We start from the raw sequence: 16,569 nt of genomic DNA on the forward strand, positions 1-16,569 counted from the left end.
TACGCGCGCCATATGAGGATGCCGCCGTGCGGATGATTTCGCACGGCGGCATCCTCATATGCGGTCATACGGCTCATACGGCGACCGCACGCCGGAATCGACGGCGGCCGCCTACCGCTCAGTGACGGTTTTCGAGACGGTGGTACATTTCGGAGACCTGCAGGTCACGCTCGAAATCACGGGCGTTGGTGTTCTCGTCGATGACGGCGAGTTCCACACCGGCCATGCGGGCGAAGTCCTCCCATGCCTCACGACCGACGGAGGTGGTCATGCAGGTGTGGTGGGAGCCACCGGCACGCAGCCAGCATTCGGCGGAGGTCTTCAGGTCCGGAGCCGGCTTCCACAGACCACGGGCGCACGGCAGGGCCTTGAGCTCGCCGAGCGGTTCAACCACGTCGACGACGTTCATCAGCAGGCGGAAGCGTTCGCGCACGTCGGCCATGGAGACGACGACGGTATCCTTCTTCGGGGCGACGGTGAACACGAGGCGCACCGGATCGGCCTTGCCGCCGATGCCGAGCGGGTGGATTTCCAGCTTCGGCTTGGCGATGGTACCGACGGACGGGGAGACTTCCAGCATGTGGGAGCCGAGGATCATCTCGTTGCCCGGGGTGAAGTTGTAGGAGTAGTCCTCCATCAGGGAGGCGCCGCCTTCGAGGCCGTAGCCCATCACGGCGCCGATGCGCACGAGCACGGCGGTCTTCCAGTCGCCTTCGGCGGAGAAACCGAAGCCGTACTCTGACGGGAAGCGCTGCGGGCCGACGCCCGGCAGCTGCGGCAGGGCGCCGAGGTCTTCGAAGTTGTCGACGCCGGCGCTGCAGCCGTTGGCCATCATCATGTTGACCATGGCGGCCTCTTCCTTGGCGGCGATGAACAGGGAGTCGTACTTGGCGTCCAGCAGGGCCGGATCGACGTCGTACTTGGCCTTGTAGTCCTCGATGACGTCTTTGACCTGACTGTCCTTGACGGCGTCGTATGCGGCGACGAGCTCATTGACGGCCCAGGTGTTGATGGAGGCGCCGAACACGCGCTCGGCTTCGGTCTTGTCGCCTTCGGTGACGGCGACGTTGCGCATGTTGTCGCCCCAACGCATGACCTTCATGTTGTTGGAAGCATCCCAGCCGGCGCAGGCGCGAGCCCAGGTGCCGATCTTCTCGGCGACTTCCGGATCGGTGTAGTGGCCGACGACGATCTTGCGGTTGATGCCCAGACGGGTCACGATGTAGCCGAACTCACGGTCGCCGTGGGCGGCCTGGTTCAGATTCATGAAGTCCATGTCCATGGTTTCCCACGGAATCTCGAAGTGGTGCTGGGTGTTGAGCTGCAGCAGCGGTTTGGTGAGCACTTCGAGGCCACGGATCCACATCTTGGCCGGGGAGAAGGTGTGGCACCAGGCGATGACGCCGATGACGTTCGGGTTGGCGGAGGCTTCGACCATGAACTGCTTGACGCCGTCGGAGGACTTCAGCGTCGGTTTGAGCACGATCTTGGCCGGGATCTTGCCGGTGGCGTTGAGCGTGTCGACGATTTCGGCGGACTGCTGGGCCACCTGGCGCAGCGCTTCTTCGCCATACAGGTCCTGCGAGCCGACGCCGAACCAGATTTCCTTGCCCTCAAACGGGTTTGCCATAACCATAATCGGTTTCCTCACTTCGTTGTTTGTTGATGATAAAAGATTGCTGTTCAGTGCTGGCCGTAGACGTTCTGGTAACGGTCGTTCAGGGACGCAATGTCTTCAGCCGAAATCGGAATGATGTCGCCGAGCTGACGTGCAGCCCACATGGTGTGCGCGACTTCTTCGGTCATGGCGGCGGCCTTGACGGCGCCTTCAGCATCCTTGCCGATGGTGAACGGGCCATGGTTCTGCATGAGGACCGCCGGGGACTTCGGGTACTTCTTCAGGGTCTCGACGACGCCTTCGCCGATGGCTTCGGAGCCGATGAGGCGGAACGGGCCGACCGGGACTTCGCCGCCGAATTCGTCGCCCATCATGGTCAGCCCGCACGGAATGTTCTGGCCGGTGGCGGCCCATGCGGTGGCGTAGGTGGAGTGGGTGTGCACGACGCCGTAGACGTCGGGCATGTGGCGGTAGATGTAGGCGTGGGAGGCGGTGTCGGAAGACGGTGCTTCGCTGCCGTCAACGACGTTGCCGTCGAGGTCGCACACGACCATGGAGCTCGGGGTCAGGTACTCGTAGCGCAGGCCGGACGGCTTGATGACGAACAGGTCGGCGGTATGCAAGCGCTGGGAGACGTTGCCTGCGGTCCAGACGACCAGGTTCCATTTGATGAGCTGGTCGTGCAGGTTGGAGACGACTTCGCGCACCTGCTTGACTTCAGCACGGACCTCCGGCCCGAAATCGGCGAGTGTTGCCATTGTTGGTTTCCTTTCTTCGATCGATGAAGTTCTATATACAAATGGTTTTCGCTGATCGGAATCGAACCGCACGCGTCCTGCGACGCGGCGGACGTTCCGTCACTTGGCTTCCAACGGGATGGTCTCGATGGCCGCGTGCTCGATCGGTAGCCCCTTGCGGAACAGGTCGAAGAACCGTTCGAACCCTTCGACGTCGCCCGCATCCGGTGTCTCGGTGGTGGACTGGGCGTCGCGGAACACGCGGGCGTCAAGATAGTCGTCGAGCGCCTGATCGGCGTGGAAAAGATAGTCGGCAAGAACGGCCATGCCCCATGCGCCGCCTTCGGCTGCGGTGCCCATCACCTTGATCGGAGTGTTGAACGCCGCGGCGAGGATCTTCTGGGCGACCTTCGGGGTGGTGAAGATGCCGCCGTGTCCGACGAGCGAATCGACGGCGACGCCTTCGTCCTTGGTCATAACGTCCATGCCGATCTTGACCGGGGAGAACGCACTGAACAGCTGCGCGCGCATGAAGTTGCCGAGGGTCATCCTGGCTTCGGGGCCGCGCGCGAACAACGGACGGCCTTCCGGCAGATCGGCCAGGAATTCGCCGGAGCGGAACGGATAGTTGACGAGGCCTCCGCAGTTGGAATCGACGTCATCGGCGATAGCCGCGCGGAACAGCGTGCCGTACAGGGTGCCGGCGTCGACCGGCTGTCCGATGGCCGCGGCGAACTGCCCGAACAGACCGACCCATGCGTTGAGGTCGGAGGTGAAGTTGTTGGCGTGGCTCATGCCGGCGAGGTCGCCCGCCGGGGTGGTGACGAGGTCGACTTCCGGATGCAGGCGCTCAAGCTTATGTTCCAGCACCACCATAGCGAAGATGGAGGTGCCTGCGGAGACGTTGCCGGTACGGACGCGCACGGAATTGGTGGCGACCATGCCGGTGCCGGCATCGCCTTCCGGCGGGGCCAGAACGATTCCCGGCTGCAGGGTACCGGTCGGATCCAGCAGTCGGGCGCCCTCGGCGGTCAGTTCGCCCGCCGGAGTGCCCGCGACGAGCGGTTCCGGCAGCAGGTCCTCGATGTTCCATGGCTGAGTCTGGATTTCAGGCAGGGCGTCGAATCGGTCGATGAATTCGGTCTCCCACGTGTGGGTGGTCGGGTCAATCGGGAACATGCCGGAGGCGTCGCCGACGCCCAGCACCTTCCGACCGGTGAGCTTCCAATGCACGTAGCCCGCGAGGGTGGTGAAGAAGTCGACCTTGCCGACGTGTTCTTCGTTGTTGAGCACGCACTGGTACAGATGCGCCACGGACCAGCGTTCTGGGATGTTGTATTGGAACAGTTCGGACAGCTTTTCGTGGGCTTCGTGGGTATTGGTGTTCTGCCAGGTGCGGAACGGCACAAGCAGTTCGCCGTCCTCATCAAAGGCGAGGTAGCCGTGCATCATTGCGGAGAATCCGATATGGCCGATTCTGGTGAGCTTTTCGCCATAGGCGTTTTCGACGTCATGCGCCATGTTGGCGTAGGCCGTGCGCAGGCCGTTCCAGATTTCCTCGACGGTGTAGCTCCACAAACCGTCCTCCAGATGGCTGGCCCAGCTGTAATCACCGGCGGCGATGACGGTGTAGGTATCGTCGATGAGCACGGCCTTGATGCGGGTCGAGCCGAATTCGATGCCGAGGGAGGTCTTGCCGGCGCGAATCTTCTCGGAGATCGCGGCGATTTGATCGTCAAGATTCTGCGTTACTGCCATGGACGCTGGGCTCCTTTTCCTACCGGTGGCTCCACGCCGCCGACGTCAATGTTCCGAACGCGACACAACCTCATCGTCGTGCGATTGTTAGCGCTCACTGTTAACGCTCACTATTGTAAGCAAATCCCATAGACGACACAACCGAAAACAGGAATCCGACACGCGGCACAAACGACCGCGTTGTGACCATGCGACAGATTCCAACGACAACCGCATCGTCACCGACGCCACCGCAGCGGCAACACCGCGTCACCGACGTCGTACCATCATCGGCCAACGGCGACGCCAAGGGAGCTGCGCGTCACCACCTCCGCGGGAATCAGGCCGGCGCCATGCTGCACCATCGCAAAACTGGGCCCATCACCCTCCCCCAGCAAACGCAGCGCCTCACGCATCGCCGCAACGCCAAGCTGCTCGAAATCAGGACGCACCGTCGTCAAAGGCGGGAACATATTGTCCATCGCCGGCATATCGTCAAAACCAATCAGGCTCACATCCTGCGGAATACGCACGCCATGCTCGTGCAACGCGCGTGCGACGCCGACGGCTTGGCTGTCGTTCGCCGTCACCACGCAGGTCGGCGCCCTGCCGCCTGACCGGCCAATGTTGTCAAGCACATGGTTCATCTTGCCGTAGGTCTCGGCCGAATCCCACGTCTCGCACTGCACGGTCACCGAACTCACCGCATTCGCAGCGCACAATTTATTCCACGCCATCAGGCGCGTCGCCGCATCACGCCACTCCTTCGGCCCCGCAAAATACAGCACCGAACGATGCCCCTGCCGCGCGACCAGCCGCATCACATTCGCCATCGCACCCCACTGGTCGACGCCGACCACCGAAACGCGCCGGCGTTCCACGGCGCGCATCAAACGCAGCCCCTCCTGTACGTTCACGGCGCCATGCGTAGACGTCACGATGACACGCGGCTGCATGATCTGCGTACGACAGGCGGCGGAAAACATCACGTCCGTCGGCGCCAGGAAGATGAACGCATCGACGTTCTGCTCGTCAAAAGTGCGGCACAAATCGTCGAATTCACGCTGCGTGCACAACGCCTCATGCACCATCGATACCGAGACGAACAGGCCATGCGAACGCGCGGTCGACTCGATCGCCGAAATCGCGGAGATCGGACCGAAGAAACGCTGGCCGCCCGCAATCAGGCCGATCGTACGAGAGCGGCGTGACGCAAGCGCACGCGCGGAATTGCTGGGCCGGTAGCCGAGCTCATCGATGGCCCGCTGCACTTTCACGCGCGTCGCATCGGAAACGGACGGCGAATTATTGATGACACGGGAAACCGTCTGATGACTGACGCCGGCGAGCTTCGCCACTTCGAAGATCGAGGGACGTTTGCTGCCGGTACTACGCTTGCCTGCCATATTTGCCTCCCTGCTACCGTCTATTTCTTCTTGTTACTGCGAGGATACCGCTATTACAAGATTCATAGTGAGCGCTCACAGTCAGCGTGTTCAGTTGGCGCGTCACGCCGGCTGCGCCGCGGCAAGTGCATCAATACGGGCGCGGAAGGCCGGCCAATCCGTGCGCATGGCGGTCAGCAACTTGCGATTGGGCACGTCGTCGATCGGCACCCATTCGATTTCCATGCTTTCATCGTCGTTTGCCTGCGGATCAACGGTATGCCCCGGCTTTTCGAATGCGAAGACCGTGGTGTAGCCCCAAGGACCGTGATCCTCACGGTATGCACCGACCACATCAATGTCCTCCGGCGTGATGTTGGCCTCTTCGTACGCTTCACGCAGCGCGCCTTCGATCGGGGTCTCGCCGTCCGCACTGGCGCCTCCCGGAATGCCCCACGTACCGCCTTCCGCACTCCACAGTGCACGATGCTGCATCACTACATGCGTCGGTTCGCCAGTTTGCGCGTTGCGGCGCACCAGCAGGATGCCGGACGCGCCATTCAATCCCCAATGCTTGCGCCCGCAATCGCAATCGATCCAGCCATCGCCCGGCTGCTTCACATTCTCCTTCGGCGGCGGCACCGTCTTCTCCCCCGTCTTCGAATCGGTTACGGCGCTCGGATACTGGTCGTCGCGCTTCACGTTCCACAGGTCGGTCCATTCAATGCCAAGTTCGGCGGTCAAACGTCGCGCCAAGGGCAGGCTCAGGCCGATGATGCCATGCGGGTCGCCTTCAATGCCATCGATGAAAGCGCCGCCGAATCCGTCAATCGTAAAGGAGCCTGCCACTTCCAACGGTTCACCGGTTTCAATATATCGTTCGATGTCACGGTCGGAATACTCACAGAAATGCAGCGTCGCCTTGCTGGCACCACGGGCGACGCGGCCGGTGGCGAAATCAATGAGGCAATGTCCCGTCCATAATTCGCCGGTGGCTCCGCGCATGGCATGCAGGCGTTCGCGAGCGACATCGGCGCTATGCGGCTTGCCGTAGCATTCGCCGTCCATCAGATACATGGAATCGCAGCCGAGAATCAGCGGCCCAACGGCGCTGGCGTTAAGGCCACCGTGTTCGCTGGCGCCAATCGCCGACATCGGGCAGGATTCCGTTGGGATGGCGACATTGGAAAAATCACGCGTGCGCGTGATGTCGGAAGGATGCTCTGCCGATTCGTGGGCGCTGTCAGCTTTTGCAGCGAGCGGGCGGCCGGTAATCTGTTCTCCGGTAGCCGCGGCCGCAGCGTTGGCAACGTTTCGATAGGCGTCGTATACGACGCGTGCTTTGGCTTCAGCCAGAATCATGACTCGCTGATTGACGTCAAGTTCATCGACACTGACGCCGATTTCGGCGGCGGCGCGTTCCAATGCGGCCGGCTCATCAACATGGGATACACGAATCGTCGGGCAAATGCCGGCGGAAAACAGCACGTTGCGGCGCGGAAGAGACTTCGAGGCAAGAATCAGCGGAATCGTCATGATTCCAACCTTACCAATGCGGATGCGGCCCGTCCACCATAAGCACAAGCCCGGAAAGGCACTGCACACATGAAAGCGACCAGAAACTTGGCTGATTCTGGAATCCGTCGGTCTGCCGGCCAGCAAGCGTGACCGTTTTCAGGGTAGATTTCGGTCACATTTGCTGAAAAAGACCACCCTCATCAGCAAAAGTGACCAATTTCGGGGCTAGTTTCGGTCACATTTGCGGAGGAAGGACGCCCACATCAGCAAAAGTGACCGATTTGAACGTAACGGAACGGACCGGGGCTGGGTGAAATCAGGACGGAATTAGCAGCGATTGACTTGGACGCCGTTGGTATCGATGGCCAAATGCAGAACACGCCAGTGGCCGCTGTCGAGCTGTTTGGCAGCAACCTGTTCGATGGCCTCGCACGCGTCGCCATGATGCAGCACGAGTACGCAAGGACCAGCACCGGACACCATCGCCGCATAACCGCGAGCGCGCAACGTTTCAATCAACTCCCATGACGGCTCCATCAGTCCAGCACGATACGGCTGATGCAGACGATCCTGTGTGGCGACGTACAGCAGCGCGTTCGGGTCGGTACTGGCGGCGGCCAGCGTATCGGGATTCATGGCAGCCGGCAACAGCCCTACGCGTGACACATTGTAGACGGCATCCTTGAACGCGATATCGCCCGGCAACGCCTTGCGCGCCTTTTCGGTGGACAGTTCGAAGTCCGGCACGAATACAGCGGCGGTCATATCGTCGGAAACGCGATAATTCACCGTGTGGAAACCGCCGCGCAGCGGCTCGCCTTGTGGAATCGGCACGGAGCCGACACCTTCGCCGGTTTGCAGGTTCCACGACATGGTCAGACCGCCATACACGGCCGGCGCCACATTATCGGGATGACCTTCGATGGCCGCAGCCAATTCAAAAATGGCGTCGCGATTAAGCTGACCGTCCTGCGCGAAGGCAGCGGCCGCTGCGATGCCGGCGACGATCGCTTCGGCGGACGATCCCATGCCGCGGGCTTGCGGAATATTGTTGTGCGCTTCCAGCGTAAAGCCGATGCGTCCCAGACCGAAGGTCTGGCAGGCGCGACGGAAGGTGGAGACGACCAGATGTGTTTCGTCGCGCGGCAGTGTTTCCGCACCTTCGCCTTCGATGATGACGTGCGCGGCAGTATCGGTGGCGGCAGTATCAGCTGTGCCGCCGGTCAGGGTGAATACCAGTTCGTCGTGATAGTCCAAAGCCAAGCCAACGGTGTCGAAACCGGAGCCAAGGTTGGCGCTGGTGGCTGGTACATGCACGTGCACTTGCTGGGTTACCGGAATCATGGCCTTCTCCTTCGCATTTCACTTTGCTGCGTCATTATGTGATGTCACATTGCCGTGTCACTTGCGTGACGTCACCTTGTGATGCCATATCGCGATACCCATTGTTATACACATTGCAGCATGGAATATTGATTTATGCCACATTGCAGTACGCCGCATGCGTCATTCCGGTATTACAAATGGGCGACCCCACGAAAAGGTCGCCCATGATGGCGCCGGTTAATTAGATCAGTAAGGACTGATGGGGCCAGGGCCAACCCGATTAAAACCAACCCGATTAAAACCAGCCCGATTAAAACCAATCGATTCGGATCAGTCGAGCACGCGCAGGATGGACGGCTCGCCGGCCACGCAATCCAGCTCGCACACGTCCTTGACGGTGGCGCGCAGCGTCTGTTCGTCGGTCAGATGCGTGACGATGCGCAGCTGCTGCAGCTCGCCGTCGTAGCCGGGCTCGTTGAGCGTCGGCTTGAGATCCTGATTCACGCCGTTGATGGAAACGCCATGGTCGGCGAACTTTTCGGCGATTGCGGCAAGCACGCCCGGCTTGTCGTGAATAACGAAGCGCACCGCGAACGCGGCCTTGGACGCATTGACCGGGGCCTTCGGCAGATTCTTGTACAGCGGGATGGACGGTCCGGTGCAGCCGGAGGCGATATGCCGCGCGACGGTGACGATGTCGCCGACGACGGCGGATGCGGTCGGAGCGCCGCCTGCGCCACGACCGTAGAACATGAGGTCGTCGGCTGCTTCGGCTTTGACGAAAACGGCGTTGAAGGAACCATGTACGGATGCGAGCGGATGGTCAGTACCGATCAATGCCGGGTAGACACGGGCGGAAACGCCGGCTTCGCTGCTTTCGACGACGGCGAGCAGTTTGATGACTTTGTTCTCCGCGGCCGCCGCGGCGATATCGTCGGCGGTGATTTTGGTGATGCCTTCGACGCTGACATCGTCGATGGTGATGTTCGTATGGAAGCCGAGCGTGGCCATGATGGCAGCCTTGTTGGCCGCGTCATAGCCTTCGATGTCGCCGGTCGGATCGGCTTCGGCGTAGCCCTTGGCCTGGGCATCCTTGAGCACGTCGTCGAAATCGAGGCCCTTGGTGGTCATTTCGTCGAGGATGTAGTTCGTCGTGCCGTTGACGATGCCGAGCATGCTGACGATTTTGTCGCCGACGAGGGATTCGCGCAGCGGGCGCAGGAACGGGATTGCGCCGCCGACCGCTGCTTCGAAGTAGATGTCGACGCCTTTGGCTTCGGCGGCGGCGTAGATTTCTTCGCCGTATTTGGCGAGCAACGCCTTGTTGGCGGTGACGACGGAAGCGCCGTTGCTGATGGCCTCAAGCACGAAAGTACGCGCCACATTGGTGCCACCGATCAGTTCGACGACGATATCGGCATTACGGCATACCGACATGGTATCGCTGGTCAGCAGGGAGCGGTCGATCCACGGAAAATCGACTTCATCCGGATTGAGGCATGCTACGCCGGACAGTTCGATCGGCCGGCCGATGCGTGCGGCGAGTTCTTCTTTCTGCTCGACAATCAGTCGCGCGGTCTGCGAGCCGACGGTGCCTGCGCCCAACAATCCGACGCGAATCGGGGAAGCCTGTTCCTGTGCCACTTACTGTCTCCTTGCGGTCGATACGCCTTATTGACTGGTCTCATTGTACGAATGAAATTCGACACGCCGTATTTCGTCTCATATTCGTAATTCGTGAAAATACGTTCCGAGAACGATGCGAACGCGATATCAGTAGACGGCAGTAGACGCGACGACTACACAGTAATGAGCAGCATCCGGTGTGTATGCATTTCTCTATAGATGATCTTTTGAAAGATAACTTAACAATTTACCTGTTACTACGCTGACACAGCGTATGATGGAACACAAGCGATGCCGCATCCTGCATATGTGGGAGCGGCCGTGCCCAATGATTGTGCATGGCCGTGAAGATTCAAAGAAGAACGTTCACGATATCGCGAAAAGAACAAACAAAGGAGTCTGGAAATGAAAGCCTATATCCAGCGGCTAGGCCGAGCGCTTATGCTCCCGGTCGCCACACTGCCTGCCGCGGCACTGTTCCTCGGCATCGGCTATTGGATTGATCCGTCGGGTTGGGGCGGTAATAACGTAGTCGCCGCCTATCTGTGCAAAACCGGTTCCGCAATCCTTGACAATCTTGGCCTACTGTTCGCGGTCGGCGTCGCCATCGGCATGGCGCGTAACAAGGACGGCGCTTCCGCGCTCTCCGGCCTCGTCGGCTTCATGACCGTCACCACCATCATGGGCTCCGCTTCGATGTTCCTCGGCTTCGACCCGGCGACCGTCGATAAGGAGCATCCGGCGTTCGCAGCGGGCGCCATCGGCAACAAGAACGTGTTCTTCGGCATCATGGTCGGCTGCGTCGCAGGCGCGCTGTACAACCGATTCAGCAAAACGAAGCTGCCCGATTTCCTGGCCTTCTTCTCCGGCCGCCGCTGCGTGCCGATCCTGACCGCGGCCATCATGTCGGTCGTCTCGTTGGTCCTGCTGTTCGTATGGCCGCTCGTCTACAACGGCCTCGTCTGGTTCGGCGAATCCCTGATGGGCATGGGCGCAGTGGGCGCCGGCATCTACGCGTTCTTCAACCGACTGCTCATCCCGACCGGTCTGCACCACGCGTTGAACAACGTGTTCTGGTTCAACTTGGCCGGTATCGACGACATCACGAAGTTCTGGAACGGTGTCGGCGGCCTGTCCGGCGACGTCGCTGCGGTACGGGCGACCGGCGGCTTCCACCCGTGGGGTACCTACGTCACCGGCATGTATCAGGCTGGCTTCTTCCCGATCATGATGTTCGGCCTGCCGGCGGGCGCGTTCGCCATCTACCGTTGTGCCAAGCCAGAAAAACGTAGGGCTGTCGGCTCGCTGATGCTGGCCGGCGCACTCGCCGCCTTCCTCACCGGCGTCACCGAACCGTTGGAGTTCTCCTTCATGTTCGCCGCCTTCCCGCTGTACGTGGTGCATGCCCTGCTCACCGCCCTGTCGGTGTTCATCGCGGCGGCCTTCCAGTGGATCGCGGGCTTCAACTTCTCCGCAGGCTTCATCGACTGGTTCCTGTCGCTGCGCGTGCCGCAGGCACATCAGCCGTGGATGCTGATCGTGCAGGGTCTGGTCTTCGCGGTCATCTACTACTTCGTCTTCATGTTCGTGATCAAGAAGTTCAATCTGAAGACCCCTGGCCGCGGCGACGACGACGAGGAGATCGCCTCCGCCGCATTCGACGAGCCGGCTCCGGCCTCTCCGACCGTCGCGCCGGTCGCCCAAGCGGCCGACAAGTACGCCGAGCTTGCCTCCAAGCTGTATGCGGCTCTCGGAGGCAAGGCCAACGTCGTCGATATCGAAAACTGCGTGACCCGTCTGCGCATGGGCGTCAACGACACGTCCAAGGTTAATCTGGAAGCAATCAGAAAACTGGTTCCGGGCGTCAAAGTGTTGGACGAAAAGAACGTTCAGGTCATTGTCGGCACACAGGTGCAAGCCGTTGCTGATGCGATGAGTGACATTCACGCCAAGGCTTAATCCCAAACCCGTACGGTGGGGTTCGCTGCAACAGCACAGCGAACCCCACGTCTCACGTCAAATCACAGATAAGGAGTTCCACATGGCAGGTTTTCTTTCATCGCTATTCCGCCGCAACGAGCCTGGCCAAGATGCAGAGCCGGCGGAGGCCACTGTCACGACGCCGCAGCCGAGCCAGCCGATTACGTTGCCGATCATCGCTCCGGTCGATGGCGCTTGCAAGCCCATCGACGAGGTCCCCGATGAAACCTTCGCAGCAAAGATCCTTGGCGACGGCTTTGGAGTCGTGCCGACGACGAGATCGGTACTCGCTCCGGTCAGCGGCACCATCACCACTATCGCCAATGCCAAGCATGCCGTCGGTATTACTACTCCAGGCGGCGTTGAGGTACTGATCCATATTGGCGTGGACACCGTGCAGCTGAACGGTGCTCCGTTCACCATGCATGTGACCACCGGTCAAACCGTTCAGGCCGGCGATCCGATTGTGGACGTCGATATTAACGCGGTTGTCGCCGCAGAAAAAGCCACTGACGTAATCGTCGTATTCACCAATCCCGACCGCATTGAAACGTTGACGGTACCCGAACCGGGCGCAGTCGCAGCCGGCACGGAAATCGGCAAACTCGTCGTCAAAGCGTAACCGGTATCGGTGATGGTGTCATGGACGTCGTGGACATCGACGACACCATCGTCACCACCGACATCACGGACGTTGCGGTGATCACCGGCATCGACAATCCGGTAATCACCGCAACGAAAAAATACCGAACGCAATCACGACCTATCGCATATTGGGCCCTGCCAGTGAACGTCTCACCGGCGTGCTCTTCTGTGAAGTGGCCGCCGCACAGCGCTACACACCGCACAATGTCACGCGCCGTAAAACGACACGGGCCATAAAACGGCAATTCCGCAGTCCGGCGGCCTTAATCCACATCATCCATATCGATCAATCATTCGCTGACGTCCAAGGCCAGCAAATCGTCGACAGTCTGACGGCGAATCATTACATGCGCATCGGCCTCGCTTACCGCGACCACCGCCGGAATCAGCGCCTGATTGTAATTGCTCGCCATCGTGCGACCGTATGCGCCCGTCACCGGCACAACCAGAATGTCGCCGCGCTGAATGTCGGCTGGTAACTGGCATTCGCTGACGATGATGTCGCCCGATTCGCAATGCATGCCGACGATGCGGCATAGCTTTGTTTCGGCCGCACCCACGCGATTCGCCATATGCGCCGCGTATTTTGAGCCGTATAGGGCCGGGCGAATGTTGTCGCTCATACCTCCGTCGACGGACACGTACACACGTTCGGTCACCGGATTGTCCCGCTCGTCTTTGGCGTCGCTCAGCGCCACGGTTTTGACAGTGCCCACACGGTACAGCGTCACACCGGCCGGCGCCACGATCCAACGGCCCGGTTCGAAGGAGATCACCGGAGCGGGCATTCCCAACGCACGATTCACACCGGTGACCGCTTTGGCAAGGCGGGCCAGTTCAACATCCACGTCCATGGAATCTTCGCCATCCGTATACGCCACGGAATAGCCGCCTCCCAGATCGACTTCCGGCAGCGTGTAGGCGTCGGTGGCGTAGAAGGTTTTGCGCAGCAGCATCATGCGGCGGGCCGCCTGGATGAAGGCGTCCGCATCGTGGATATTTGATCCGATATGCGAATGTACACCGACCAATTCCAGCGTGTCGCTGCGGCGCAGAATGTCTTTCAGCACGGCAATCGCCGGACCCTCGGCCACAGTTTCCATAGCGGCGGCCAGCATGCGATCATCATCGGACACGTCGGCGGCGTTCAGATCGTACGGATACTTGATGTCATAACGCAGGGCGCGGCCTTGCTGAGTTGTTTCTCCAACCTCGACGGCAATGGTATCGTCGGCAGCATGAACAGCGGCATCAGTGGAAATGGCAACACCGGCAGCAGCATTAACGGCATGCTCGCGCAGCCGTGCATTCGCCCCAGCCGGCGTCACCTCAGCCAAATCCTCCAGCATATCCAGCACGGAGGCATCCGCGCCGACCGGCAGTAGCGGCACGCCGAACTTCTGATCCTCATGCGCGGTGGACACGAATTCGTGACCGCCCGCGTGAATGCCGGACGTAACGCGCAACATCACACGCGCACGCTTGCCCAACTGTTTGGCGATGCGTTCGATGCGAGCCGGCTCATTCGGTTCGTCGACGACGATCTTCGCAAAGCCCTGTTCAATGGCGAGCGCGATTTCCTCATCGCTTTTGTTGTTGCCGTGCAGCACGAGGCGGCGGCCTGGTACGCCCGCGGCGAGCGCGATGCGCATTTCGCCCATGGTGCAGGTGTCGACGAGCATGCCTTGTTCAGTGACGATGCGCACGATTTCCTTGGATATGAACGCTTTGGCTGCGAAGCTGACGTGCGTGGTCGTGGTGGAGAAGGCGGTTGCCGCGGCTTTGACGAAATGCGCCGCGCGATCCGCGACTTCGTCGGTGTCGATGAGGTAAAGCGGCGAACCGAATTCGTTCAGCAATGATTCGGCGGTACGACCGTGGAATTCAATGACGCCGTCGTCGTTGACACTACTGGCCTTGGGCCAAATCGGAGTGACTGGCATAATGCTCCTTCGCAAATGTTCCGCTAGGTATTGATGTTTGCTACTGATACTTGCTATTGGTATTTGTGACATGTGATCTTGGCCTGCATTTTTGTCATATCAGTACTGTTATGACGATCTGGGATTGGCGATGGATACGCGACGACCCCCTCGCGTTATGTGGCGTCACATTCCGTAGCGTCACATTCCGTGGCGTCACATTATGCAGTGTTGCATTGGCGAGGGGGCCGGGCGTTATGTCACATCTTGTCCGGTGCGGTGACGCCCAGAAGGTCAAGGCCGGAGGCGATGACGGCCTGTACGGCGTCGTTGAGCTTCAGACGGGCTGCGGCACGGGCCGGTTCCGGAGCTTTGGCGATGCGCATGGCTTCGCGTTCGGCATCATCGGCACGCTCTTCCGGCTCGGTCAGGGCCATCGGAACGACGCGTTCCACGTTGTACCACTTGTGGTACGTGGCGGCGAGGTCTTCCAAATAGTGGGCCACGCGATGCGGGGCGCGCAGGTCGCCGGCTTCACGCAGCACAGCCGGCCACTGCGCCAGGGCGGCAAGCACTTCGCCGTCGGCGACGGTATTCAGCAATGCCAGATCGGCGCCCTCGTAGCTGATGCCGGCTTCGGCGGCATTGCGGTCCACGTTGCAGGAGCGCGCGTGCGCGTACTGCACGTAGTACACCGGATTCTCGTTGGAATGGGAGGCCAGCAGGTTCAGGTCGATGTCGACCGGCGAATTGTAGTCGGTGCGGGCCAGCGAGTAGCGGGCTGCGTCCACGCCGATCGCTTCGGTCAGGTCGTCGATCGTCACGACGTTGCCGGCGCGCTTCGACATGCGCACGGGCTTGCCGTCCTTCATCACGTTGACGAGCTGTCCGATGAGGATCTGCATGTTCTTGCCAGGCTCGTCGCCAAAGGCGGCGCACATGGCCATCATGCGGCCGATGTATCCGTGATGGTCGGCGCCCAGCATGTAGATCGCCACATCGGCCGGATCCTGCTCGCGATGACGCTTGTTATAGTAGTAAGCGATATCCGCAGCGAAATATGCGGCGTTGCCGTCGGACTTGATGATGACACGGTCCTTGTCATCACCATGCTTGGTGGAAGCGAACCAGGTGGCTCCGTCCTTTTCGAAAATGTCGCCGCGTTCGCGCAGGTCGGCGATCGCCTTGTCGACCGCGCCCTGCTCGTACAGGCTGTTCTCGTGGAACCACACGTCGAAATCGACGCGGAAGTTCTTCATCGAGCGACGGATCTCGTCGAACATCATCGGCACTGCGCGCTTGCGGAATTCCTCACGCTGCTCGGAATCGCCTTCGCCAAGCGGATTACCGTCATTGTCGACGCCGCCGTCGACGCGCGGCAGCGACAAAGCGTCAATGCCTTCAGCCTTGGCCTCGTCGATCACGCGCTGCGCGATTTCATCGATATACGCGCCCTTGTAGCCGTCGATCGGGCATTCCTCGCCGTGCGCGGCGGCCACCAGCGACTTGGCGAAACGGTTGATCTGTTCACCGTGATCGTTGAAATAGTATTCACGCACGACCTTCGCGCCGTTCGCTTCCAACACGCGGGCCATGGAGTCGCCGACAGCCGCCCAACGGGTGCCGCCGATATGAATCGGGCCGGTCGGATTGGCAGACACGAATTCCAGATTCAGCGTTTCACCGCCCAAATGGTCGTTCTTGCCATATGCGGCGCCGGCTTCGAGCACAGCGTCCACAACGGCGGCTGCGGAAGCGGAATCCAATGTGATGTTGATAAAACCGGGGCCGGCCACTTCCACCTTGCTGATGCCCTCGGCGGCGGCAAGGCGTGCGGCGAACAAGTCAGCCAGATCATGCGGCTTCATGCCGGCCTTCTTGGCCAGCTGCATGGCGGCATTCGAAGCCCAATCGCCGTGCGCGCGATCCTTCGGGCGCATCACGGCAAGCTTGGACGTGTCAGGAATCAGGTCTTCAGTCAGATTACCCGCTTCACCGGCGGCAACAAGATCGTGCGCGATGGCGGAAATCAATTCACTCAATGCTTCAGGGCTCATTCTTCTAAGAATACCGAG

General features: G+C 60.5%; 10 protein-coding genes and 2 pseudogenes. 2 read left to right on the top strand and 10 right to left on the bottom strand.

Features of this window, described 5'->3' with window-relative positions; genetic code table 11:
• Nucleotides 1-118 precede the first annotated feature (118 nt).
• The 7 genes from araA to AC1AWD_RS07210 form a co-directional block, all read right to left on the bottom strand.
• Nucleotides 119-1,636, bottom strand: a complete 1,518-nt coding sequence (gene araA, locus AC1AWD_RS07180) for an L-arabinose isomerase (protein WP_476565106.1) — start codon at nucleotides 1,634-1,636, stop codon at nucleotides 119-121.
• Nucleotides 1,637-1,683: 47 nt separating this feature from the next.
• Nucleotides 1,684-2,376, bottom strand: coding sequence for an L-ribulose-5-phosphate 4-epimerase (locus AC1AWD_RS07185; protein ID WP_476565108.1), 693 nt, complete (start codon nucleotides 2,374-2,376; stop codon nucleotides 1,684-1,686).
• A gap of 99 nt (nucleotides 2,377-2,475) precedes the next feature.
• Nucleotides 2,476-4,113 (bottom strand): xylulokinase, encoded by a 1,638-nt coding sequence (locus tag AC1AWD_RS07190; protein WP_476565110.1) that lies wholly within the window; start codon nucleotides 4,111-4,113, stop codon nucleotides 2,476-2,478.
• 266 nt (nucleotides 4,114-4,379) lie between these two features.
• On the bottom strand, nucleotides 4,380-5,498 hold the full coding sequence (locus AC1AWD_RS07195; protein ID WP_476565112.1) for a LacI family DNA-binding transcriptional regulator: 1,119 nt from the start codon (nucleotides 5,496-5,498) through the stop codon (nucleotides 4,380-4,382).
• A 102-nt stretch (nucleotides 5,499-5,600) separates the two neighbouring features.
• On the bottom strand, nucleotides 5,601-7,013 hold the full coding sequence (locus AC1AWD_RS07200; RefSeq protein ID WP_476565114.1) for a Maf family protein: 1,413 nt from the start codon (nucleotides 7,011-7,013) through the stop codon (nucleotides 5,601-5,603).
• 309 nt (nucleotides 7,014-7,322) lie between these two features.
• Complete coding sequence (gene thrB / locus AC1AWD_RS07205) at nucleotides 7,323-8,339, bottom strand: homoserine kinase (RefSeq protein ID WP_476565116.1); 1,017 nt, start codon at nucleotides 8,337-8,339, stop codon at nucleotides 7,323-7,325.
• 312 nt (nucleotides 8,340-8,651) lie between these two features.
• On the bottom strand, nucleotides 8,652-9,965 hold the full coding sequence (locus tag AC1AWD_RS07210) for a homoserine dehydrogenase (protein ID WP_476565118.1): 1,314 nt from the start codon (nucleotides 9,963-9,965) through the stop codon (nucleotides 8,652-8,654).
• 387 nt (nucleotides 9,966-10,352) lie between these two features.
• Here AC1AWD_RS07210 and nagE point away from each other — a divergent pair, with 387 nt between their 5' ends.
• Both nagE and AC1AWD_RS07220 read left to right on the top strand, forming a co-directional pair.
• A complete protein-coding gene (gene nagE, locus AC1AWD_RS07215; RefSeq protein ID WP_476565120.1) occupies nucleotides 10,353-11,906 on the top strand; it encodes an N-acetylglucosamine-specific PTS transporter subunit IIBC in 1,554 nt (517 codons plus the stop codon).
• Between the two features lie 82 nt (nucleotides 11,907-11,988).
• Nucleotides 11,989-12,549, top strand: a complete 561-nt coding sequence (locus AC1AWD_RS07220) for a PTS sugar transporter subunit IIA (RefSeq protein ID WP_476565122.1) — start codon at nucleotides 11,989-11,991, stop codon at nucleotides 12,547-12,549.
• Between the two features lie 313 nt (nucleotides 12,550-12,862).
• On the opposite strand, the pseudogene AC1AWD_RS07225 reads toward AC1AWD_RS07220, so the two are convergent.
• The 3 genes and pseudogenes from AC1AWD_RS07225 to argS all read right to left on the bottom strand — a co-directional run.
• Nucleotides 12,863-13,759, bottom strand: a pseudogene (locus AC1AWD_RS07225) (diaminopimelate decarboxylase family protein); the annotation flags it as partial.
• A 111-nt stretch (nucleotides 13,760-13,870) separates the two neighbouring features.
• Nucleotides 13,871-14,515, bottom strand: a pseudogene (locus AC1AWD_RS07230) (diaminopimelate decarboxylase family protein); the annotation flags it as partial.
• 239 nt (nucleotides 14,516-14,754) lie between these two features.
• Entirely contained in the window at nucleotides 14,755-16,551 is a 1,797-nt protein-coding gene (argS, locus tag AC1AWD_RS07235; protein ID WP_476565124.1) for an arginine--tRNA ligase, read from the bottom strand.
• Nucleotides 16,552-16,569: the final 18 nt, after the last annotated feature.

This window comes from Bifidobacterium sp. LH_512, from assembly GCF_056356435.1.